The sequence below is a fragment of the uncultured Aquitalea sp. genome, from assembly GCF_945957525.1.
GTDB lineage: Bacteria > Pseudomonadota > Gammaproteobacteria > Burkholderiales > Chromobacteriaceae > Aquitalea.
Map to the genome: position 1 here is coordinate 1 of NZ_CAMFLA010000011.1, position 22,790 is coordinate 22,790.

Below are 22,790 nucleotides of genomic sequence, written 5' to 3' on the forward strand. Positions count from 1 at the left end.
AATCCGTCTGGGGATTGGGGTAGTTCGACCTGTGGCTGATTTGTGCAACAAAGCCGCTTACGATCCACAAAACTGGCAGTTACTGCGGATATCGGCTTGGCGTGACGAGCAGGACATCACTCACCTGGACATGGATGGGGAGCGTTACCAGATAGGCTATGTTGCGATGAAGGCATGAGCCTTCCTGCTTGTGACGATTAAAACCCATCCAATGCGCAATGGCCTGTTCTCCGTGGAGCCTAGTCATTTTTTGAAAATGCACGTAGATCGGGCAGGCATAGCCGATGACTGCGGGGCAGGGCTTGCTCTATCTTTTGCTTGGCAGGGAGGGTGTCTGGGACGGGACCGGGAGGAGCGACAAGTGGTTTTGCGGAGCACGGCCAGAATTGCGGAGTAAAGCAAACGGGCCTCGTATCGCTACGAGGCCCGTGGGTATTGGTGCCGGCGGCAGGAATCGAACTCGCGACCCCCTGATTACAAGTCAGGTGCTCTACCAACTGAGCTACACCGGCGAAGGGCTCGAACTATAACGGTTCAACCTTGCCATGGCAAGTACTGAAACATTATTTTTTCTGCTGCTTCTTGTGCTTTTTCGCTACCTGCTTGTTTTGATGAGACTTCTTGCCGACGGTATGTTTGGCTGGGCCTTTGGAGGCTTGCTTGGCGCGGGCCTTGCTGGCTGGTTTGCGCGCATGCGGCGCTTTGCTTTTCTTGCCGGCGGCCGCTTGATGTTTACCGGCACTTTTTGCACCCTTGCGATGCTTTGTGCTCGGGGCAGGGCTGGTGGTTTCCGTAGCGGCTTTATGCTTAGTTGGCTTGTGCGCGCTTTTTGCCGGGGCGGTCTGGTAATCGCCGGGCAGGGGGATGTCTTCAGTTTCGGCGTGCGCGAGCGGGCTTAGCAGCAAGGCACCCAGCAAGCTCAGGGCCGAAGCAAAAATGCGATGGTTCATGTCTGTCTCTTGGCCTCTCGGGCCAGGGTCGTTGGCACAAGGGTGCAATACTAGCACGCCTTTCCCAATGATTATCAGTGGCTTGCAAACGAACGTTTGCCGAAGGCCCGTAGGTTTGCCGAGGGCACCGTGCAACCCCGGATGATTCGGGGCGGATTATTCGCCGATGCACATGCGCGAAGAGGCGCTCTCGTGCTAGAATCTAGGCTATTTTTGATTCCCGAAAAGATAGCCATTTACCCATGACAGACCAGCTTTTCGCCAAGGAAACGATCCCGATCAGCCTCGAAGAGGAAATGCGCCGCTCCTACCTTGATTACGCCATGAGCGTGATTGTGGGCCGGGCGCTGCCGGATGTGCGGGATGGTCTCAAGCCCGTGCATCGCCGAGTGCTGTTCGCCATGCACGAGCTGTCCAATGACTGGAACCGCGCTTACAAGAAGTCGGCCCGTATTGTTGGCGACGTCATCGGTAAATACCACCCTCACGGCGATTCCGCCGTGTACGACACCATCGTCCGCATGGCGCAGGATTTCAGCTTGCGTTATCCGCTGGTGGACGGGCAGGGCAACTTCGGGTCTGTTGACGGCGACAACGCCGCAGCCATGCGTTACACCGAAATCCGCATGGCGCGCATCGCACACGAACTGTTGGCGGACATCGACAAGGAAACCGTCGACTTCGGCCCCAACTACGACGGCTCCGAGCATGAGCCGCTGATCCTGCCCGCCAAGATCCCGAACCTGCTGATCAATGGCGCCTCCGGCATCGCCGTGGGCATGGCCACCAACATCCCGCCGCACAATCTCACCGAGGTGGTGGACGCCTGCCTAGCCCTGCTCGGCAATGGCGAACTCACCATCGATGAGCTGATCGACATCATTCCGGCACCGGACTTCCCTACGGCGGGCATCATCTACGGCACCGCTGGGGTGAAGGAAGGCTACCGCACCGGCCGCGGCCGCGTGATCATGCGCGCGCGTACGCACTTTGAAGATATCGGCAAGGGCGATCGCCAAGCCATCATCGTTGACGAGATTCCGTACCAGGTAAACAAGGCTCGCCTGCTGGAGCGTATTGGCGAGCTGGTGCGCGACAAGCAGATCGAGGGCATTTCCGACCTGCGCGACGAGTCGGACAAGTCCGGCATGCGCGTGGTGATCGAGCTCAAGCGCGGCGAAATGCCGGAAGTGGTGCTCAATCATCTGTACAAGATGACCCAGCTGCAGGATAGCTTCGGCATCAATATGGTGGCGCTGGTCGATGGCCAGCCGCGCCTGCTGAACCTGAAGCAAATCCTGGAAGAATTCCTGCGCCACCGCCGCGAAGTGGTGACGCGTCGCACTATCTACGAATTGCGCAAGGCGCGTGAGCGCGGCCACATCCTGGAAGGCCTGGCCGTCGCCCTGTCCAACGTGGATGAGATCATCGCCCTGATCAAGGCCTCGGAAACGCCGCCGGCCGCCAAAGCCGCGCTGATGAGCCGCGCCTGGCGCTCGCCGCTAGTGGAGGAGATGCTCTCCCGCGTGGATCAGAACATGGCGCGCCCGGAGGGGCTGGGCGAAGATGTCGGCCTGTCGGACGAAGGCTACCGCCTGTCCGAGAATCAGGCGCAAGCCATTCTGGAAATGCGCCTGCAGCGCCTTACCGGCCTTGAGCAGGACAAGATCGTCGGCGAATACCGCGAAGTGATGGCGGTAATTCTGGATCTGATCGACATCCTGGCACGGCCTGAGCGCATCAATCAGATCATTTCCGATGAACTGAACGCCATCAAGACCCAGTTTGGCGACGGTCGCCGCTCTGAAATCGAGCCATTCGGCGGCGACATCAATATCGAAGACCTGATCACCCCGCAAGACATGGTGGTCACCATCTCGCATACCGGCTACATCAAGGCTCAGCCGATCGACGACTACAGCGCCCAGCGCCGCGGCGGTCGCGGCAAACAGGCGGCAGCTACCAAGGACAACGACTTCATCGACACACTGTTCGTGGCCAACACCCACGACTACGTGCTGTGCTTTTCCAGCCTTGGTCGCTGCTACTGGCGCAAGGTATACGACCTGCCGCAAGGCGGCCGTACCAGCCGTGGCAAGCCGATGGTGAATGTATTGCCGTTGGCCGAAGGCGAGAAAATCAACGCGCTGTTGCCGGTGAAGGAATTCCGCGACGACCAGTACGTATTCATGGCCACTGCCGACGGCACCGTGAAGAAAACGCCGCTGCGCGCATTCTCCAAACCGCGCGCGGCCGGCATCATCGCCATCAATCTGGACGAAGGCAATTATCTGGTGGGCGTGGCGCTGACCTGCGGCAAGAGTGTCGCTGGCCTCGCCGAAGAGGACGACGAAGTCATCGCTGAAGACAGCGCCGTCGACGACGCCGAGCTGATCGAGGACGCGCAGGCCGTGGAGGGCGATCAGGTCATGCTGTTCTCCGACGCCGGCAAGTCCGTCCGCTTCAGCGAAAGCCAGGTTCGCCCGATGGGCCGCACTTCTCGCGGCGTGCGCGGCATGAGGCTGGGCGAAGGCCAGAAGCTGATCTCCCTGCTGGTCACCAACTCGGAAGACCAGATGGTGCTGACCGCCAGTAATGGTGGCTACGGCAAACGCACCCGCACTGGCGATTTCCGCCTGACAAGTCGTGGCACGCAAGGTGTAATCGCCATGGATCTGACCGAAAAAACCGGTCTGAAACTGGTGGCGGCCAGTCTTGTGGAAGAAACCGACGACGTGATGCTGATCACCACCGGCGGCGTGCTGATCCGCACCAAGGTGGCGGAAGTGCGAGAGACCGGCCGCTCCGCACAAGGCGTGCGACTGATCAATCTTGACGAAGGCGAACAGCTGATCGGCCTGGAGAAGGTGGCCGAAGCGGAGCCCGAAGAGGAGATTGACGGCGAACAGGCAGCTGCGGAAGGAGACGCTGAGGCATGACGCCGACGCCGGCCAATAGGGAAGTGCTGGAGACGATGAGCAAGCTCTTCGTCTCCTTGCCCCACTGCGCCACACTGGGTTTCCAGTATCTTGGCACCGATGGACGCAAGCCGGTGCTCAAGGTGGAGTGGCGGGAAGACCTGGTGGGCAATCCAGTCACGGGGGTTATCCACGGCGGGGTCATTACCTCGCTGGTGGATACCACCAGCGCCGTATCGGTAACCGCGCACCTGCCGGACTTCGAAACCATCGCCACGCTGGACCTACGCATCGATTACCTGAAAGCCGCCACGCCAGGCAAGGCAATTCACTGCCGCGCCGAGTGCTACCGGCTGGCCAGCCAGATCGCCTTCACCCGCGCAGTCTGCTATCACGACGATCCGGCCGACCCGATCGCCCACGGCGTCGCCACGTTCATGCGTGAATCCAGCCGGGCATCCATGCTGCAGGAGCCGGCGCAATGAGCGACTTCATGGAGAAATTCGCGGCGCTGCGCGACAGCAAGGACTTTGCTGCGCTGATCGAGGCCATTCCCTATGCCCGCCTGATGGGGGTGGAGATTGCCGAAGACGAGCAAGGCGAGCTGCTGTTCAGCCTGCCGTTTCACCCGCGCAACGTCGGCAACACAGCCTTGCCTGCGCTGCACGGCGGATTGATCGGTGGATTTCTGGAAAATGCCGCCTTGCTGCATTTGATGTGGCATCGCGAATCGCAAGAAACACCCAAAATAGTGGACTTCTCGCTGGACTATCTGCGCTCCGGCCGCTCGCAAACGCTGCACGCACGCTGCGAAATCACCAAGCAAGGCAAGCGGGTAGCCAATATGCTGATCGAGGCATGGCAGGAAGATCGCAGCAAACCCGTCGCCGTGGCGCGGGCGCATTTCCTGCTGTCTTAGCGACAGACCCAACGACGCGCCTGCCGCAACCGCGCGGTCGGGCCACATGACCAGACTGCAAGGATCGAGGACAGACATGGCCAAGGTGTACAACTTCTCCGCCGGCCCGGCGGTATTGCCCCATCAAGTATTGGCGGAAGCCCAGAGCGAGATGCTGGACTGGCACGGTTCGGGCATGTGCGTGATGGAAATGAGCCATCGCGGCAAGGAGTTCATGGAGATCATCCATGACGCCGAACACGACCTGCGCGAACTGATGGGCGTTCCCGGCAATTACAAGGTGCTGTTCCTGCAAGGTGGCGCCTCCATGCAGTTCTCCATGGTACCGCTCAACCTGCTGGGCGAGAAAACCTCGGTGGATATCGTCAATACCGGGCATTGGTCCAAACTGGCCATCAAGGAAGCGCGTCGCTATTGCAATGTCAATGTGGTAGCCAGTAGCGAAGACCGCAATTTCGCCTACGTGCCGGACGAGTCCGTCTGGCAGCGCGACCCCAATGCCGCCTACCTGCACTACACCTCCAACGAAACCATCGGCGGCCTGCAATTCGACCACGTGCCGGCTTCGGCCAACGATGTGCCGCTGGTCTGCGACATGTCGTCCGACTTCCTCTCCCGCGAAGTGGACGTCAGCCGTTTCGGTCTGATCTACGCCGGCGCGCAGAAAAACATCGGTCCCGCCGGACTGGTGGTGATGATCATCCGCGAAGATCTGCTGGGACACGCCCGCGCCGACCTGCCCACCATGCTCAACTACCAGGTACATGCCGATGCGGATTCCATGTACAACACGCCGGCCACCTATCCGATTTATATTGCCGGCCTGGTGTTCAAGTGGCTGAAAGAGCAGGGCGGCGTCAAGGGTATGGCCAGTCGCAACGAAGAAAAAGCCGGCTTGCTCTACCACATGATCGAAAGCAGTGGCGGCTTCTACAGCACGCATATCGATCCGGCCTTCCGCTCGCGCATGAACGTAGTATTCCGCCTCAAGGATGAGTCGCTGGAAGAAACCTTCTTGCTGGAAGCGCGGAAAAACGGGCTGGTGCAACTGAAGGGGCATCGCGTGGTGGGCGGCATGCGCGCTTCCATCTATAACGCCATGCCGATTGAAGGCGTGAAAGCACTGGCCAATTTCATGCAGGATTTTGCCCGCCAACACGGCTGATTGTTCTGACTGGCGAACGAATTGTGCAAAACCCTGCGCGGTGCGCGGGGTTTTTTGTACCTGAATCCGGTTTATGATGATGAACTAAGAACAGTTGACTGGCAGCCTTATGCTCGTCACCGCAGCGCCAGGCCAAAGGGTAGCAAAACAAAATGGCCGCGCACCCACACAACAAGAGACATCACATGGATCGCTCACTGCATCGCCTGCTGCTGGCTGGCGGCCTCATCGTTTCACTTGCCATGGGCATCCGTCACGGCTTCGGCTTCTTCATGCCGCCAATGACCTCGGCCTTTGGCTGGACCCGCGAGAGTTTTGCCTTCGCGCTTGGTATGCAAAACCTGCTATGGGGGCTGGCCCAGCCCTTTGCCGGCGCACTGGCGGATCGTCACGGCCCAGGCAAGGTGCTGCTGGGCGGCGGCGTGCTGTATGCGCTGGGCCTGCTGCTGATGACCGTTTCGTCAACGCCGGGCCTGTTTTCCCTGTCCGCCGGCGTTTTGCTTGGACTGGCGCTGTCCGGTACCACCTACAGCGTCATTTTTGGCGTACTGGGGCGCAGCGTGCCGACCGCCTACCGTTCTCGCGCCATGGGCTTGACGGCTGCAGCCGGCAGTTTTGGCCAGTTCGCCATGGTGCCGATCGAGCGCTCTCTGATCGACGGCATGGGCTGGCTGCCCGCGCTGGTTGTGCTGGCGGCTTGCGCCTTATTGATGCTGCCACTCAGCCGCATACTCTCCACCGAAGCGAAACGCTTTGCCACGGAGCCGGTTGCCCATGCGCATCCCAATATCTTGCAGGGCATGTTGCACACCTTCAGTCGCGCCTGGACGGAGCCGGGCTTTCGTCTGCTGATGGCGGGCTATTTCGTCTGCGGTTTTCAAGTAGTGTTCATCGGGGTGCACTTGCCGGCTTACCTGCGCGATCACGGTCTCGGCGGTAATGTGGCCAGCATGGCGTTGGCTCTGATCGGGCTGTTCAATATTTTTGGCACCTTCCTGTTTGGCGAAGCCGGCAGCCGCTATTCCAAGCCCTACCTGCTGGCCGGCATTTATCTGGCGCGCAGCATCGCCATCGGCGCGTTTTTGTACTTCCCGCTCAGCACGGGCAGCGTGCTGATTTTTGCAGCCGTCATCGGTTTTTTATGGCTATCCACCGTACCACTGACCAATGGCGTCATTGCCAGCCAGTTTGGCGTGCAGCACCTTGGCATGCTGTCCGGCGCCGTCTTCTTCTCGCACCAGGTGGGCAGCTTCCTTGGCGTCTGGCTGGGGGGCAAGCTATACGACCTTAACGGCAACTACAACGTGGTGTGGGGAATCGCCATCGTGCTCGGCATCCTTGCCGCGCTGGCCAATTTGCCGGTGCGAGAAACGGCATCCCGCGCCTTCGCCGCCGAGAACGCCAGATGAAGCGCTGGCTGGCCGGTGCGCTGCTGACAGGGGTTTTGCTTTTGCTGCTGCTGCAATACCACAATCCGCGTTTTGTATTGTCGTTCGCGGATCTGATCACCCAATGTTTCTGAATAAGGTCGACATGTTGAAAAAAGACTGGTTCGATGCGCTGCAAGCCATCTGGGAAGAGGGCGAACGCCAGGATGCCGTCGCCACGGAGCGATCCCGTAAGAATCTATTCATCACCCCCGATACGGGGCGCTTTCTCTATCAACTCGTTCGCAGCAAGAATCCGGCGCAAGTATTGGAGATCGGCACCAGCAACGGCTATTCCACACTCTGGCTGGCGCTGGCGTTGCGAGACCAGCCCGGGCTCATCACCAGCCTGGACATCCTTGCCGCCAAGCAGGCCCAGGCTTCGGCCAACCTTGAGCGGTTTGGCCTCGCGGGCAAAGTTTCGCTGGAGCTGACCGATGCCGGAGACTGGCTGCGCGCCGCGCCTGACGCCAGCATCGATCTGGTGTTTCTGGATGCGGATCGCAGCCGTTATGCCGAATATTGGCCGGATTTGCAGCGCGTCCTGCGTAAAGGCGGTCTTATCGTGGTGGATAATGTCCTATCGCACGCCGACGAGTGCGCTGAATTTATCGGTCAGGTGCTTGCGACGAATGGCTATCTCGCGGAAACTTACCCGATTGGAAAAGGCCAGTTTGTCATTGTGAAAGACTGATTCGTGTCAGAAGAACTGCTCAAGCAACATCGCGACGCCATCGACTCCATCGATGTCCAGATTCTCAACCTGCTTAACCAGCGCGCCAGTCACGCCCGCGAGATTGGCGAGATCAAGGGCGGCGGCATCATCTATCGGCCAGAGCGCGAAGCCCAGGTACTGCGCCGGATCAAGGCACTGAACCCCGGCCCGCTGCCTAGCGAAAGCGTGGCCCGCCTGTTCCGTGAAATCATGTCGGAGTGCTTGGCGCTGGAAAAGCCGCTCTCCATTGCCTACCTCGGCCCGGAAGGCACCTTCACCCAACTGGCCGCCACCAAGCACTTTGGTCATGCGGCGCATACCGTGGCCTGCGCTTCGGTTGACGAAGCCTTCCGCTTGGTCGAGTCCCGCGCGCTGGATTACGTTGTCGCGCCGGTGGAAAACTCCACCGAGGGCGCCGTCGGCCGCACCCTGGACCTGATGGTGAGCTCCCAATTGAAAATTTGCGGCGAGGTAGTGCTGCGCATTCATCACCATCTGCTGCGACAAAGCGAAGGACTGGACGGCATTACACGCGTTTATGCCCACGCCCAGGCACTGGCTCAGTGTCACGAATGGCTGAACAAAAACCTGCCCGCCGGCGTCGAGCGCGTTTCCGTGGCCAGCAACGCTGAGGCCGCCCGCCTTGCCAGCGAGGACCCGCGCTTCGCCGCCATCGCAGGCCAGGCCGCCGCCGAGCGCTACGGCCTGCTGAAGTTGGCCGAAAACATTGAAGACGAGCCCAACAACACCACGCGCTTCCTGGTGCTGGGTCATCAAGAGGTCGGCGCAACCGGACAGGACAAAACCTCCATCGTCGTGTCCGCGCCCAATCGCCCGGGCGCGGTGCATTACCTGCTGGCCCCGGTGGCGGAGAACGGCGTCTCCATGACCAAATTCGAATCGCGCCCATCGCGAGCCGGGCTGTGGGACTACGTGTTCTTCATCGATATGGAAGGCCATCACGGCGATGCCAATGTCGCCGCCGCGCTAGCAGGGCTTGCAGAGCGCACTTCCTTTGTGAAGGTGCTAGGTTCCTATCCGCAAGCGGTGCTCTAAACCCTGTTAGCAGCCCGCCACGCGCCGGCGCTGCCACATACATCACCGGGCGGGAAGCATCCAGCCCGGTTTTCATTTTGGAAGGCATGTCATGAAATCAATCTGTCTGTTTTGCGGCTCCAACAAAGGGGTCAAGCCCGAGTACCAGACAGCGGCGCGCGAGTTTGGTCGCACCCTGGCCGAGCAAGGCATCACACTGGTTTATGGTGCCGGCAAGGTTGGCTTGATGGGCGTGGCGGCCGACGCTGCGCTCGAGGCCGGCGGGAAGGTCATTGGCATCATTCCGGAATTCCTCAAGGCCAAGGAAGTGGCGCACCTGGGCCTCACCGAACTGCATGTCACTGAAACCATGCACCAGCGCAAGGCCATGATGGCCGAGCTCTCGGATGGTTTTGTCGCATTGCCCGGCGGCTTTGGCACTTTTGACGAACTGTTTGAAATTCTCACCTGGGGGCAACTGGCCCTGCATCGCAAACCGGTAGGCCTGCTGGATGTGGCCGGCTTCTACCAGCCGCTGCTTGCCATGGCTCGCCACGCCTCGAGCGAGGGCTTTGTCTCTTCGGCCAACCTGGAACTGTTTGCCGCCGACAGCAACGTCACCGGCCTTCTGCAACGCATGCGCGAGTACAAACCGATGACAACCGACAAATGGCTTGATCTGTCGCGCGCCTGACCCCATCTTCTGCACATCGCCATCACACAGGCATTCACCATGACGGCAACTCGCAGATTGCGCCGCTGGCTCAGCGCCCCTCTTGTCTGGCTGGCCGCGCTTGTCATCGCCTTTGAAGAGCTGGCCTGGGACGAACTATCGTCCCTGATGGGCTGGCTTGGCCGTTTACCAGTGCTGCGCGAACTGGAGCAGTGGATCGCCAGCCGTTCGCCAAAAATATCCTTGCTGTTGTACCTGGTGCCGATGCTGGCACTGCTGCCGGTCAAGCTGCTGGCAGTGTTCGCCATCACTCAGGGCTATGCCATATTCGGCCTGCTGGTCATCCTGCTGGCCAAACTGGGCGGCACCGCCATTTTGGCGCGGCTTTTCACACTGACTCAGCCGCAACTGATGCAGCTGCCCTTGTTTGCCTTATGGTATGCGCGCTTCTTGCGCTTCAAGGCCTATATCAACGAGCGGCTGGCAGAGTCGCCCACCTGGCAAGCCGCTCATCGCGGCATCCAACAGGTGCGCGCCATGCTTCGCCGCCCGTCGCGCTGGCGTCGCCGAGGAAAATGGTTGTCACGACGCTGGCCGGTTCTGAGAAAATAGCAAATCGACTCAAGGAGAATCCAACATGAAACGCATGGCTGTGGTCCTGTCTGGTTGCGGCGTCTACGACGGCTCGGAAATCACCGAGGCTGCTGGCGTTGTCATCGCGTTGTCCCAAGCGGGCTGGCAGGCTGCCTTTTTCGCGCCGGACCGGGATCAAATGCATGTGGTGGATCATGCCAAAGGGCAACAGGCTGGCGAAAGCCGCAATATGCTCAGCGAGTCGGCGCGTATTGCGCGCGGCGACATCAAGCCGCTCAGCCTGCTTGAAGCCGGCGATTTTGATGCGCTGATTTTCCCCGGCGGTTTTGGCGCAGCCAAAAACCTGACCCGCTTTGTAGAGCTGGGGCCAGCCGCGACGCTTTTTCCGGACGTATCACGCGTAGTCAATGCTTTCATGCAGGCGGGGAAGCCTGTGGCCGCGCTTTGCGCCGCGCCGTTGGTGCTGGGCCTTGCAGCCCGCGACGCCGGCCTGAACGGCGTGCGGATCACTTTTGGCCATGAAGAAGAGGGGCGAGACATGATTGCCGCGCTGCAAGCCTGGGGGCAACAGCATGAAGAAAAGCCGGTCAGCGAAGCCTGCGTGGACGCCGAGCGGAAATTCATCAGTGTGCCGGCCTATATGTACGGTGCCGCCACGCCGGCACAGGTGTTTGCCGCCTGTCAGTCGGCCGTAGCCGCTGTTGATCAATTGCTTGTCGGGAAGTTTGCATGATCATTGTCATGAAAGGTCCGGCCACCGAGTCGGATATTCAGTCCGTTATCGACAAGATTCGCCATGCCGGGCTGACCGAGCATGTGTCGCGCGGTACGGAGCGCACCATCATCGGTGCAGTGGGCGATGAACGCTCGCTGTCGCCAGAAATGTTTGAACTGATGCCGGGCGTTGAACGCGCCATGCGAGTGCTCAAGGATTACCGCATTGTGGCGCGCGACGTACATCCTGCCAACACGGTGGTGCATGTGCGAGGCTTGGCCATAGGCGGCCCGGAGCTGCAGATATTTGCCGGGCCGGCGGCGGTGGAGTCCGCAGTGCAGATGGATGCGGCGGCGGCCATTGTTAAACAAACCGGCGCGCGCTTACTTTGTGGCGGCGCGTTCAAGCCGCGAACCAGCCCTTACGCTTTTCAGGGCTTGGGCATGGAAGGACTGGAGTTGCTGCGCGATAGCGCGCGAGGGCAGGGTTTGCCGATGGTGACCGAGCTGCTGGATGTGCGGCAACTGGAGGCGTTTCTGGAATACGACGTGGATGTCATCCAGATCGGTGCGCGCAATATGCAGAATATCGGTCTACTCAAAGAAGTGGGTCGCATCAACAAGCCGGTGATTCTCAAGCGAGGTCTGTCCGCCACGTTGAATGAATGGCTGACCGCCGCCGAATATATCGCCGCCGGCGGCAACCACAACATCATTTTTTGCGAACGCGGTATCCGCAGCTTCGAACCGAGCTATCGCAACACCTTGGACATCAGCGCCATTCCAGTGCTGAAACGGGAAACCCACCTGCCCGTCATTGTCGATCCATGCCACTCCGGCGGCAAAGCCTGGATGGCGCCAGCGCTGGCCAAGGCATCGCTGGCCGCGGGGGCGGATGGCTTGTTGCTGGAAGTTCACCCCGAACCCGCCAGTGCGCTGTGCGATGGGGACCAAGCGCTGTCGCCAGATGAATTCCAGCAGCTGATGACAGAGCTGAGCTCGCTGGCTGCGGCGCTTGGACGCCCGCTGGCTTGAGTCTGCGCACGTCTCCGTGGTCTGAAACAAAAAAACCGGTCATCTGACCGGTTTTTTTGTTTCTACATTATCTCAAGTCCAGCCAAGCAGTATGGGGGCCAGCCAGTGGCCCAGCCCCATCAGCACCAGAGGCATCAACAACAGGCAGCCCAGCAACACCACCCACGGCAACGAAGCTGCCTGCCTGCGCCGGAAAATGTCGGCATAGAATCGGTAGAAGATGTAACTAAGCACTACCACCAACGGCGGCAACATCACATAGGCGGCCAGGGGTCGCCACTCCAGCCACGGCGACAGCAGCGCCGTGCCCGCCGTCAAGGTTAGCTGGGAACTGAACAGGGCGGCCAGACGAGGCTCCTCACCGGTGAAATGCAGCCCTTGCCGACTGATTCGACCCACACCCAGCACCCAAAATGCGGCGGCAATCGACACCCAGACATAACCGAAGACGAAGGGCAACCAGATCGGGCGCAGAGGCTGGATCGGGTCGGAATGGCGAAACATGAAGGACAACACAAAATATCCGGCAACAAAAGAGGCGACGGCTACGCCGCTGCGACCCGCAATCAGACGCCAATACACGTGCAGCAAGTAGCTGGCCACCAAGGCCATCAGCAGCCAGCCGGTAGGAGTTGCCGTCATGCCTTGCCCAGTACGCGCGTTAAAGCGGCAGAGATGAGCTGGCCCATCTGGGCCAGATAGTGGGTGTGCATGTCGAAGGTAAACCGCTGCGGATCATCGCTGGCCAGCACCAGAATGCCAAAGGCCGCGCCGGTCGCATCCTGCAAGGCAATCTGGCTGAAGGACTGCAACACAGGCATTGGCGGAAACCAGCCCAGCACTTCGTCGTTGACGTATGGCCCGCAATAGGGCGCGGACAGGTTGCGCGCCAAAGCCAGCACTTCGTGCCGGGCGTTGTAACAGGGATTGGCTTCGGCATTCGGATGCCACAAGCGAATGGCCAGCCGGTTAATGCCGAAATCTTCGTGGAAGCATTTTTCCAGCGCCGCAATCACATCCGGCAGGGTGGCCGCGAGCTGCAGCGCCAGCGACATGCGATGTGCGCAGCCGATGATGCGGTCATTGGCTTCGCCGTGGCGGATCAACTGATGCAGACGGGCTTCCAGCTGGCGATTCTTGTCTTTCAGCTCCAGCATCTGCCGTTCGGCAAGGGAGACCACCACGCGGTCTTGCGCGGCCGGCGCAGGGCGCAGGCCGAACTGTTCCGCGTGATGCAGCAGAAAGTCAGGATGGTTTTCCAGATAAGTCAGCACCTCGTCGCTATGCATCAGCGGTTTCCTTTTCTGTAATCAGTGTTGTTGCTAGATATCAATCTCGCCCTGGAACACGGTAACGGCTGGGCCGGTCATGCGAACCGGGTGGCCTTCGCCATGCCATTCAATCTGCAAATCGCCACCGCGTGTATGCACTTGCACCTTGGCGTCCAGCAAGCCGCGACGAATGCCGGACACTACCGCCGCGCAGGCACCCGTGCCGCAGGCCAGCGTTTCGCCTGCGGCGCGCTCGTAAACGCGCAAGCGGATTTCGTGACGGGAAACAATCTGCATGAAACCGGCGTTGACCCGCTCGGGAAAGCGATGATGGTTTTCGATCAGGGCGCCCAGCTTGCCTACCGGGGCGGAGTCCACATCATCGACCACCTGGACGGCGTGCGGGTTCCCCATCGAGACCACGCTGATGTCGCAAGCGTGACCTTCGATGTCCAGCGGATGCGTGATGGCTTCGCCTTCCGCGACGAAGGGAATCTCCACCGGGCGGAAGCGGGGTATGCCCATGTCCACCACTGCCTGATCCTTGCCCAGATATTCGGGGATGATCACACCGCGCGCGGTTTCCACACGGATTGCTTTCTTGTTGGTAAGCTTCTGGTCGCAGACAAACTTGGCGAAACAGCGCGCGCCATTGCCGCACTGCTCCACTTCGCCGCCGTCATTGTTGAAAATGCGGTAGCGGAAGTCGTTGCCGTCGGCAATGGGAGGCTCGACCAGCAGCAGCTGGTCAAAGCCGATGCCAAAATGGCGGTCGCCAAGGCGGCGAATCTGGTCGTGCTCGAGATTGATGGCCTGGCGGACCCCGTCAATGACCATGAAGTCATTGCCAAGCCCTTGCATCTTGCTGAATTTGAGTCGCATCGAAGTGTGTTCAGGTTGCGGATTAGGCCGAAATGCCTTCCATCATAACCGATAGGTTGCCCCTGTCCAGCGCTGAGATGCCGGTGTGATTGACACCTTACTAACCAGTAAGTAAAGTCGCCAAATGAAAGCAGAAACTGATTCCCGCACCGATACGCGCAAACGCATTCTCGACATCGCCGAGGAATTGCTGCTGACCCGCGGCTACAACGCCTTCAGCTACCAGCACATCAGCACCGAGCTGGGCGTGCGCAACGCCGCCATTCACTATCATTTTCCCAAAAAGAATGATCTTGGCGTGGCGCTGATTCAGCGCTACCGCCGTCGTTTCCAGCGCTTTATCGATGCGCAGGCCGAGCTCAGCCCCGCCGAGCAGTTGGAGCGCTATTTCACCCTGACCGACGCTTACTTCGACAGGGATCAGCAAATTTGCCCCAGCGGCATACTCACCACGGAATACCAGACCCTGCCCGACGACATGCGCGCAGAGGCTAATGCCTTTGTCGATGAAATGCGCGACTGGGCAGTGCGCATCGCCGAATCGGGGCGGACTGACGGCAGCATGCGGTTTGCCGGCACGCCGGAGGCGATGGGGCTATTGATGCTTGCCGCGCTTCAAGGCGGGCTGCAACTGGCGCGCACAGACACCACCGTGCTGGCCACCTTGAAAACACAGGTCAAGTCGCTGCTCGGCTTGGTCTGATCACTCACTCCATGACAATACGATAAAGGGCTGACACGCATGGAATACAAGAAAAACAGCATGAGCAGAATTGCCGACAAGGCAGGGCGCTTGCCGGTGGGCTTGCGCAGCACGGTGTTGAGCTTGCTCTTCGGCAAACTGGTGCCGTTTCTCTCTACAGCCGGGCTGCGCTTCGAGCAGGTAGGACACGAACAACTGACCGTCTCCATCCGCAATCGCCGCAAAGTGCAGAACCATATCAAGGGCGTGCATGCCGCAGCCATGGCGCTGCTGGCCGAAACCGCCACCGGCTTCGTCGTCGGCATGAATGTGCCGGACGACAAGCTGATGCTGCTCAAGTCGATGAAGGTGAACTACACCAAGCGCTCTCAAGGGAATATGCGCGCCGTGGCGCGCCTGACGCCGGAGCAGATTCAACTGATGCACGATACCGAAAAGGGTGATGTGCTGGTGGAAGTGACCGTGACCGATGAGTCCGGCGAATCGCCGGTACAGTGTGAGATGGTCTGGGCCTGGATTCCCAAAAAGCGTCCGCAACCGCAAGCCTGAGGAGAGCGCAATGCCGCAATGGAATACGCTGGACATCGCCATTCACGACAAGGTGGCGCTGATCAGTTTTAATCGGGCCGACAAGGCCAATGCGCTCAATCAGGCCATGTGGCAAGAACTGAAGCATGCCATGGAGTGGGCCGATGGCGAGCCGACAGTCCGTGCAGTGGTGCTGGCCGGCAAGGGCAAGCATTTTTGTTCTGGCATCGACCTGAGCATGCTGATGGGTGTCCAGGCGGCAGTCCAGGACGAGTGCGAAGCGCGCAAGCGGGAAAAACTGCGTCGTCTGATTTTGGATCTGCAAGCCTGCGTCAGCAGCCTCGAACAGTGCCGCAAGCCGGTGATTGCGGCCATTCACGGCGCCTGTCTTGGCGGCGGGCTGGACATCGCGCTGGCGGCAGACTTCCGCCTGGCGGCGGCCGACGCAGTATTTGGCGTGCGCGAAGTGGACATCGGCATGGTGGCGGACGTTGGCACGCTACAGCGCCTGCCTGGCGTGGTCGGGCAGGGCATCGCACGAGAGATGGCGCTGACCGGGCGCGACATGTTGGCCGAAGAAGCCTGTCGAACGCAGCTGGTGAACCGGGTATTGCCCGATGGCGCCGCCGTGCTGGCGGACGCACTGGCCACGGCAGCCCTGATCGCCGGCAAGTCGCCGCTGGCGGTGCGCGGCAGCAAGGAAATCCTTAACTACGGCCGCGATCACAGCGTGGCGGACGGCCTCAACTATGTGGCTACCTGGAATGCCGCCATGCTGCTGTCCGAAGACATCCAGAAAGCAGGTATGGCAGCCATGACGCGGCAGCAGGCAAGCTTTCGCGACTAAGCCATTCCAGTCCGCGGGCCACAAAAAACGGCACCAGATGGTGCCGTTTTGTTTTTTTACGTACGCCGTTTATTGCGCAGCGCTGGCGGCCTGCGCGGCCGGCTGCTTGACTGATTCCCACTTGCCAGCCTTCAGCTGGTACAGGGATACCGTGCCATTGCGGATATTGCCCTTGTCGTCAAAGGCGATTTCGCCGGTGACACCCTTGAAGTCGGTCTTGCCGATTTCCGGCAAATACTTGGCGGGGTCGGCGGAGCCGGCGCGCTTCATCGCTTCGATCATCACTCGAGTGGCGTCGTAGGTATAAGGCGCATACGCCTGGATTTCCGCATTGAAGCGCTTCTTGAACTTGTCGTTGAAGGCAGCGAATCCGGGCATGCTTTCTTTTGGCGAACCCGCAGTGGAAGCGTAAGCGCCTTCGGCCGCATCGCCGCCCAGCTTGGCGAACTCACTGGTATTGACGCCATCCGCCCCCATGAAAGCTGCGGCAATGCCCAGCTTGCGCATCTGCTTCACCATCGGGCCGGCTTGCGCGTCCATGCCACCATAGAACAACAGATCCGGCTTCTCACCCTTGATGGAGGTGAGGATGGCCATGAAGTCCGTCGCGCTGTTGGTGGTGTATTCGCGCTTGATAACCTTGCCACCAGCCGCTTCCACGGCCTTGGCGAAGTCGTCCGCCAGGCCCTGGCCATAGGTAGTGCGGTCATCGATGATGGCGATGCGCTTGGCTTTCAACTCGCCCACTGCGAACTTGGCCAAAGCCTGGCCTTGCTGCACGTCGTTGGCGATGATGCGGAAGGTGTTCTTGTAGCCTTGCTCGGTGAATTTGGGGCTGGTGACCGAGCCTGCGATCATCGGAATGCCAGCATCAGAATAGATGCGAGATGCAGGAATGGCCGCGCCGGAAGTCAGGTGGCCGATAACGCCGGCAACCTTAGCGTCCACGAAACGCTGCGCCACCTGTGTGGCGGTTTTCGGATCGGCCTGATCATCTTCCGACACAACTTCAAACTTGACGGCTTTGCCATCCAGCTTGATCTTCTCTGCATTAGCTTCTTCAGCGGCCAGCTTCACGCCGTTGTCGGCATCGCGGCCCCAGTGAGCAAACGGGCCGGTCAGGGGGTTGGCCGATGCGATCTTGATGACAGTCTCGCCTGCGGCGGTCGCAGCGGCGCCGGAACTATCGGCGGAGGAAGTGGATTGCTGTTGGCTGCAGGCACACAAAGCCAGCACGCCGCTCAGGATAAGGGTGTTACGTGGGGGAAACATGGAAATGCCCTGGTCTGTTTGAAAGTTATAAGGGTCATTTACCACAAAGCGCTTTTGGCATTTCAGGTCAGCCGACCCAAGGGTGGCGGGGCGGTTTGAATGACGCGAATGGATACAATCGACGCCACTGACCCGACTATTTTTGCTGCTTTGCAAAAAAGCGTCAACTAACGGCTACGTCAATGGGATGGCCTCGGGCCGGCAAAAGCTTGCGGCAAAGCAAAAAAGGCGCAGATTGCTCTGCGCCTTTTGCTTGATGCGTTAGCCTGTTACTGGGCAGCGCTGGCTGCGGCCGGGCCGCCAACGGTGGAAACCACTTCCCACTTGCCGCCCTTGACCTGGTACACGGTAACGGCGCCGTTCTTGATGTCGCCCTTGTCGTCAAAGGCGATCTTGCCGGTAACGCCGGTGTAATCGGTCTTGCCCACTTCCGGCAGGTAAACCTTCGGATCCGTGGACTTGGCGCGCTTCATTGCGTCTACCAGCACGCGAACAGCGTCATACTCGTACGGAGCGTAGATCTGGACTTCGGTATTGAACTTGGCCTTGAACTTGTCGTTGAAGGCATTGAAGCCCGGCATCTTGTCGCGCGGAACGCCGCAGCTGGACGCGAACTGGCCTTCGGAAGCTTCGCCAGCCAGCTTCACGAATTCCGGAGTTTGCCAGCCGTCGCCACCCATCAGCTTGGCCTTGATGCCCAGGCGGGTCATTTGCTTGGCCAGCGGGCCGGCTTGCGCGTCCATGCCGCCGTAGAAAATGACATCCGGCTTGGTGGCCTTGATGGAGGTCAGAATGGCGTTGAAGTCGGTAGCGGTGTTGGTAGTGAATTCACGCTTCACCACTTCCACGCCCTTGCCCTTTACGGCTTTCTCGAACTCGTCGGCCAAGCCTTGGCCGTAGGCGGTGCGGTCATCAATGATGGCCACTTTCTTGGCCTTCAGGCCGTCAGCCGCGAACTGACCCAGAGCAGTACCTTGCTGAACGTCGTTGGCGATCACGCGGAAGGTGGTTTTGAAACCCTGCTTGGTGTAGTCCGGGTTGGTAGCGGACGGGGAGATCTGGGGAATGCCGGCATCGGAGTAAATCTTGGAGGCCGGGATGGTGGTGCCGGAGTTCAGGTGACCAACTACGCCAACCACACCCGCGTCAACCAGACGCTGAGCAACTTGGGTACCGATTTTCGGGTCGCCTTGGTCGTCTTCGGAAACCAGTTCGAACTTAACCTTCTTGTCGCCGATGGTCACGCCTTCGGCATTCAGGTCTTCGATAGCCAGCTTGGCGCCGAATTCGTTGTCTTTGCCCAAGTGCGAGATCGGGCCGGACATCGGGGATACCTGGCCGATCTTGACTACCACGTCGCCGCCGGCGGCTGCGGCCGGAGCGGAAGCGGCGCCGGCTGCAGGCGCAGCCGCTTGTTCTTGCTTGCCACAAGCAACCAGAGTCATGGCTGCAGCGGCGATGAGGCTCAGACGAGCGTATTTATTCATGTTTTATTTCCCCTGATCTTATCTATGTAGACTTGGCGATCTCTATGAACCGCCTCGCCGGGAAGCGAGACCGGTCCTCTACTGATTCAGGCCATTCTTTTGGAATAGCCATCAGTTGCGCTGATTATGGGGAGCACTTTACGCGAGTGTCAACGGGGTATTCCGAGCCGTCTGCAATTAATTTCCTACAGTGTCACCTGGCCGCACCAAGCGCCCTTGCGCGAGCGCAGCGCGCAGCGCCATCTTCTTCTGGCAAACCGCTCCAGCCCTGCAGGTTTTTCTCCACGATGTCCGCCAGTGCGGCAATCCATTGCGGGTTGTCATTCAGGCAGGAAAGGTAGCGATATTCCCCACCGCCGGCGTGCTGGAAGATTTCCTTGCCTTCCATGGCGATTTCCTCCAGCGTCTCGAGGCAATCGCCAAGAAATCCGGGGCAAACAATATCCAGTCGCTTAACGCCGGCCTTGCCCAGCTCGTCCAGCACAACGCTGGTATAGGGTTGCAGCCACTCGGCGCGACCGAACCGGCTCTGGAAACTGATGACATATTGCTCCGGCTTGAGCCCGAGCTTTTCCGCCAGCAGACGGCCGGTTTTCTGGCATTCGCAGAAGTAGGGGTCGCCTTTGTCCAGCGTGAAGCGCGGCACACCGTGAAAACTCATTACCAGTTTGTCCGGGGCACCTTGCAACTGCCATTGCTGACGGATGTGGGTCGCTAGGGCGGCGATATAGCCGGCGTCGTCATGAAAGTGGCGGATAGTGCGCACTTCCGGCATGTTGCGCATTGTCATCAGCACGCGAAACACTTCATCCAGCGCCGTGGCGCTGGATGAGCCGGCGTATTGCGGATACAGCGGCACCACCAGAAGTCGCTCGACCCCTTGCTCGCGCATGCGGCCGATAACGCTTTCAACCGACGGATTGCCGTAGCGCATGGCGAAATCCACCACCAGCCCGCGATGACCGCGTTCGCCTAGCAAGCCTTTGAGCAAGGATGCTTGTTTGCGAGTATTCACCAGCAAGGGGGAGCCATCCTGCGTCCAGATACTGGCGTACTTTTCCGCGGACTTGGCTGGCCGGGTGTTGAGGATGACGCCATTGAGAATGAACCACCACACAGCACGCGGAATTTCAATGACGCGGGTGTCGGAAAGAAACTGCTTGAGGTAGGGGCGCAGCGCTTTTGCAGTTGGCGCGTCGGGGGTGCCCAGATTGACCAGCAGGATGCCGGTACGCGACTGATCTTCGTGGCGACGGACGGGTTCTGTGAGATAGCGGGGCATGAAAACCTCGTGTTCGATCAAAAAAGCCGGCTAAGCCGGCCTTGTTCAGTCTTCTCTGGCCGGAGCCAGCACCGTGCGGTTGCCGTTGGTTTCCATACTGGAAACCAAGCCGGCCGCTTCCATTTGTTCTATTAGCCGGGCCGCGCGATTGTAGCCGATGCGCAAATGACGCTGCACCGAAGAGATAGAGGCTTTACGGGTTTTGACCACGATGGCGACGGCCTCGTCGTAAAGCGGATCGCTTTCGCCGCTGCCATCCACATCGCCGCCCGCCGAGCCGCCGGCGTCATCCGCCTCGGCCTGCCCGGAGAGAATGCCTTCCACGTAGTCGGGCTCGCCGGTGGTTTTCAGGTACTCCACCACATGGTGCACCTCGTCATCGGCGACAAATGCGCCGTGCACGCGGTTGGGGTAGCCGGAACCCGGCGGCAGGAACAGCATGTCGCCCTGGCCCAGCAGGGCTTCTGCGCCCATCTGGTCCAGGATGGTGCGAGAGTCGATCTTGCTGGACACCTGGAACGCGATGCGGGTAGGAATATTGGCCTTGATCAGGCCGGTAATCACGTCCACCGAAGGCCGCTGGGTAGCCAAAATAAGATGGATGCCGGCAGCCCGTGCTTTTTGCGCCAAGCGCGCAATCAGCTCTTCGATCTTCTTGCCGGCCACCATCATTAGGTCGGCCAACTCATCAATCACCACCACGATCATCGGCAGCACGTCCAGCGGCTCTGGTGTTTCCGGCGTCAGGCTGAACGGGTTGGGCACCTTCTCGCCGGCCTTTTCCGCATCGCGAATCTTCTGGTTGTAGCCCGCCAGATTGCGCACGCCCAGCTTGGACATCAGCTTGTAGCGCCGTTCCATCTCGCCCACGCACCAGTTGAGCGCGTTGGCGGCTTGTTTCATATCAGTGACCACCGGGGCCAAGAGGTGCGGAATACCTTCGTAAACCGATAGCTCCAGCATCTTTGGGTCCACCATGATCAGCCGCACTTCGCGCGGGCTTGCCTTGTACAGCAACGACAGGATCATGGCATTGATGGCAACCGACTTGCCGGAGCCGGTGGTGCCCGCCACCAGCACGTGGGGCATCTTGGCGAGGTCGGCCGATACCGGCTGACCAGCAATATCCTTGCCAAGTGCGATGGTGAGGCGGGAGCTCATGTTCTGATAACCGTCGGAGCCGATGATTTCCGACAGGCGCACGATCTGGCGTTTCGGATTGGGCAGCTCCAGACCCATATAGGTTTTGCCCGGGATGGTTTCCACTACGCGGATGGAAACCAGCGAAAGGGCACGGGCCAGGTCCTTCATCAGGTTGACGATTTGCGAACCCTTGACGCCCACGGCCGGCTCGATTTCGTAGCGGGTGATGACGGGCCCCGGATAGGCGGCGATCACCTTCACGTCCACGCCAAAATCAGCCAGTTTGCGCTCGATGAGCCGCGAGGTGTATTCGACGGTTTCCTGCGACACCGACTCCGATTGTTCTTTCGGCGCTTCCAGCAACGTCAGGCCGGGCAACTCGCCGCTATTGGGATCGGCAAACAGAGACTGCTGCACAGGCTTTTGCAGCTTGGGCGACACCGGCACTTCCGTCTGGGCCGGCTCGATGCGGATCGGCGTCTTGTCTTCCTGTTTTTTCTTTTCGGTGCTGACTTTGGCCTCGCGCTGCTGGGCTGTCTCCCGACCGATTTCACGGTCCTTGCGCGCTTGCCACGCATGCCAGACGTTCAACACCCCATCCTCCACCGCGCCGCCGATGCGCTCCATGATGTCCAGCCAGGATAAACCGGTGAACAGGGAAAAGCCGATGGCGCCCGTGACGGAAAGCAAGAGATAGGAACCCGACAAGCCAAGCCCGTGGGAGACACCCTTGCCGATGAAGTGGCCGAACATGCCGCCGGCGGACAAAGGCAGGTTCAGCTGTTTACCACCCAGCACAATGCTTTCAAAGCTGGCGCTGGAGACCAGCAACAGGAAAAAGCCGCCTATCGCAGCAGCGGTAATGGGATTGAATTTCCAGCCCAGGGTCTCAATGCGGCGATAGCCCCAGGCGATGGCCACCAGGCAAAATACCACCATCCACCAGGCGGACAGACCAAAGATATAAAGCAGCATATCGGCGAGCCAAGCGCCGAACGCGCCGCCGTAATTGCGCACGGTGGGGTCGGAGGAACTGTGAGACCAAGACGGGTCTTGCGGAGAGTAGCTGGCCAGAATCAGCACCAGATACACGGCCACCACCGCCATCAGTAACCACCATGCTTCTCGCAGCAGGTTGGCCAGCTTGGGCGGCAGGGGCGTTTGACTGTTCTTGACGACGGCCTTTCGTTTGAAAAGTCGCATGTTTATCGCATTAGGCTTATGACAGTG

General features: G+C 59.9%; 22 protein-coding genes and 1 tRNA gene. 14 read left to right on the plus strand and 9 right to left on the minus strand.

The window, feature by feature from the left end; genetic code table 11:
• Positions 1-436 precede the first annotated feature (436 nt).
• Positions 437-512 (minus strand) — tRNA-Thr (locus Q0P52_RS11710).
• Positions 513-563: 51 nt separating this feature from the next.
• Positions 564-950, minus strand: coding sequence for a hypothetical protein (locus tag Q0P52_RS11715; RefSeq protein WP_293762507.1), 387 nt, complete (start codon positions 948-950; stop codon positions 564-566).
• A 242-nt stretch (positions 951-1,192) separates the two neighbouring features.
• Between Q0P52_RS11715 and gyrA the strand changes: the two genes are divergently transcribed.
• The 11 genes from gyrA to aroF all read left to right on the plus strand — a co-directional run bounded on the left by gyrA (position 1,193) and on the right by aroF (position 12,145).
• A complete protein-coding gene (gene gyrA, locus Q0P52_RS11720) occupies positions 1,193-3,889 on the plus strand; it encodes a DNA gyrase subunit A (protein ID WP_293762509.1) in 2,697 nt (898 codons plus the stop codon).
• On the plus strand, positions 3,886-4,353 hold the full coding sequence (locus Q0P52_RS11725; protein WP_293762512.1) for a PaaI family thioesterase: 468 nt from the start codon (positions 3,886-3,888) through the stop codon (positions 4,351-4,353). Before gyrA ends, Q0P52_RS11725 begins: the two co-directional genes overlap by 4 nt.
• Positions 4,350-4,787, plus strand: a complete 438-nt coding sequence (locus Q0P52_RS11730) for a PaaI family thioesterase (protein ID WP_293762514.1) — start codon at positions 4,350-4,352, stop codon at positions 4,785-4,787. The genes Q0P52_RS11725 and Q0P52_RS11730 overlap by 4 nt, the downstream gene beginning before the upstream one ends.
• 76 nt (positions 4,788-4,863) lie before the next feature.
• Positions 4,864-5,952, plus strand: a complete 1,089-nt coding sequence (gene serC / locus Q0P52_RS11735) for a 3-phosphoserine/phosphohydroxythreonine transaminase (protein ID WP_293762793.1) — start codon at positions 4,864-4,866, stop codon at positions 5,950-5,952.
• A 185-nt stretch (positions 5,953-6,137) separates the two neighbouring features.
• On the plus strand, positions 6,138-7,361 hold the full coding sequence (locus Q0P52_RS11740) for an MFS transporter (protein ID WP_293762516.1): 1,224 nt from the start codon (positions 6,138-6,140) through the stop codon (positions 7,359-7,361).
• A gap of 103 nt (positions 7,362-7,464) precedes the next feature.
• The gene (locus Q0P52_RS11745; protein ID WP_293762519.1) at positions 7,465-8,073 is read left to right on the plus strand and encodes an O-methyltransferase; all 609 of its coding nucleotides are present in this window, start codon (positions 7,465-7,467) and stop codon (positions 8,071-8,073) included.
• A 3-nt stretch (positions 8,074-8,076) separates the two neighbouring features.
• The gene (pheA, locus tag Q0P52_RS11750) at positions 8,077-9,150 is read left to right on the plus strand and encodes a prephenate dehydratase (RefSeq protein ID WP_293762522.1); all 1,074 of its coding nucleotides are present in this window, start codon (positions 8,077-8,079) and stop codon (positions 9,148-9,150) included.
• Positions 9,151-9,241: 91 nt separating this feature from the next.
• Complete coding sequence (locus tag Q0P52_RS11755) at positions 9,242-9,823, plus strand: TIGR00730 family Rossman fold protein (protein ID WP_293762524.1); 582 nt, start codon at positions 9,242-9,244, stop codon at positions 9,821-9,823.
• Between the two features lie 39 nt (positions 9,824-9,862).
• On the plus strand, positions 9,863-10,414 hold the full coding sequence (locus Q0P52_RS11760) for a hypothetical protein (RefSeq protein ID WP_293762527.1): 552 nt from the start codon (positions 9,863-9,865) through the stop codon (positions 10,412-10,414).
• A 25-nt stretch (positions 10,415-10,439) separates the two neighbouring features.
• Positions 10,440-11,129 carry an isoprenoid biosynthesis glyoxalase ElbB gene (gene elbB, locus Q0P52_RS11765; protein WP_293762528.1) on the plus strand — a complete coding sequence of 230 codons (690 nt, stop codon included), beginning with the start codon at positions 10,440-10,442 and terminating at the stop codon, positions 11,127-11,129.
• Positions 11,126-12,145, plus strand: a complete 1,020-nt coding sequence (aroF, locus tag Q0P52_RS11770; RefSeq protein ID WP_293762530.1) for a 3-deoxy-7-phosphoheptulonate synthase — start codon at positions 11,126-11,128, stop codon at positions 12,143-12,145. Before elbB ends, aroF begins: the two co-directional genes overlap by 4 nt.
• A gap of 72 nt (positions 12,146-12,217) precedes the next feature.
• Here aroF and Q0P52_RS11775 read toward each other — a convergent pair whose 3' ends face one another.
• From Q0P52_RS11775 to dapF, 3 genes are read right to left on the minus strand one after another with little or no spacing between them, the layout of a single operon-like run.
• A complete protein-coding gene (locus tag Q0P52_RS11775; RefSeq protein ID WP_293762531.1) occupies positions 12,218-12,787 on the minus strand; it encodes a hypothetical protein in 570 nt (189 codons plus the stop codon).
• A complete protein-coding gene (locus tag Q0P52_RS11780) occupies positions 12,784-13,434 on the minus strand; it encodes a DUF484 family protein (protein ID WP_293762533.1) in 651 nt (216 codons plus the stop codon). The genes Q0P52_RS11775 and Q0P52_RS11780 overlap by 4 nt, the downstream gene beginning before the upstream one ends.
• Positions 13,435-13,467: 33 nt before the next feature.
• Positions 13,468-14,298, minus strand: a complete 831-nt coding sequence (gene dapF / locus Q0P52_RS11785; protein WP_293762536.1) for a diaminopimelate epimerase — start codon at positions 14,296-14,298, stop codon at positions 13,468-13,470.
• 124 nt (positions 14,299-14,422) lie between these two features.
• Between dapF and Q0P52_RS11790 the strand changes: the two genes are divergently transcribed.
• The 3 genes from Q0P52_RS11790 to Q0P52_RS11800 are packed head-to-tail and all read left to right on the plus strand — an operon-like array spanning position 14,423 to position 16,376.
• Positions 14,423-15,001, plus strand: a complete 579-nt coding sequence (locus Q0P52_RS11790; RefSeq protein ID WP_293762539.1) for a TetR/AcrR family transcriptional regulator — start codon at positions 14,423-14,425, stop codon at positions 14,999-15,001.
• A gap of 60 nt (positions 15,002-15,061) precedes the next feature.
• Positions 15,062-15,550 (plus strand): DUF4442 domain-containing protein, encoded by a 489-nt coding sequence (locus tag Q0P52_RS11795; RefSeq protein WP_293762542.1) that lies wholly within the window; start codon positions 15,062-15,064, stop codon positions 15,548-15,550.
• A 10-nt stretch (positions 15,551-15,560) separates the two neighbouring features.
• Positions 15,561-16,376 (plus strand): crotonase/enoyl-CoA hydratase family protein, encoded by an 816-nt coding sequence (locus tag Q0P52_RS11800; RefSeq protein ID WP_293762545.1) that lies wholly within the window; start codon positions 15,561-15,563, stop codon positions 16,374-16,376.
• Between the two features lie 69 nt (positions 16,377-16,445).
• Here the strand turns inward: Q0P52_RS11800 and Q0P52_RS11805 are convergent, their stop codons facing one another.
• The 4 genes from Q0P52_RS11805 to Q0P52_RS11820 all read right to left on the minus strand — a co-directional run bounded on the left by Q0P52_RS11805 (position 16,446) and on the right by Q0P52_RS11820 (position 22,763).
• Entirely contained in the window at positions 16,446-17,648 is a 1,203-nt protein-coding gene (locus tag Q0P52_RS11805) for a branched-chain amino acid ABC transporter substrate-binding protein (protein WP_293762547.1), read from the minus strand.
• A gap of 269 nt (positions 17,649-17,917) precedes the next feature.
• Positions 17,918-19,135, minus strand: a complete 1,218-nt coding sequence (locus tag Q0P52_RS11810) for a branched-chain amino acid ABC transporter substrate-binding protein (protein WP_293762550.1) — start codon at positions 19,133-19,135, stop codon at positions 17,918-17,920.
• A 193-nt stretch (positions 19,136-19,328) separates the two neighbouring features.
• Positions 19,329-20,417 carry a ferrochelatase gene (gene hemH, locus Q0P52_RS11815; protein ID WP_293762553.1) on the minus strand — a complete coding sequence of 363 codons (1,089 nt, stop codon included), beginning with the start codon at positions 20,415-20,417 and terminating at the stop codon, positions 19,329-19,331.
• 45 nt (positions 20,418-20,462) lie between these two features.
• Entirely contained in the window at positions 20,463-22,763 is a 2,301-nt protein-coding gene (locus tag Q0P52_RS11820; protein WP_293762556.1) for a DNA translocase FtsK, read from the minus strand.
• Between the last annotated feature and the right edge of the window lie 27 nt (positions 22,764-22,790).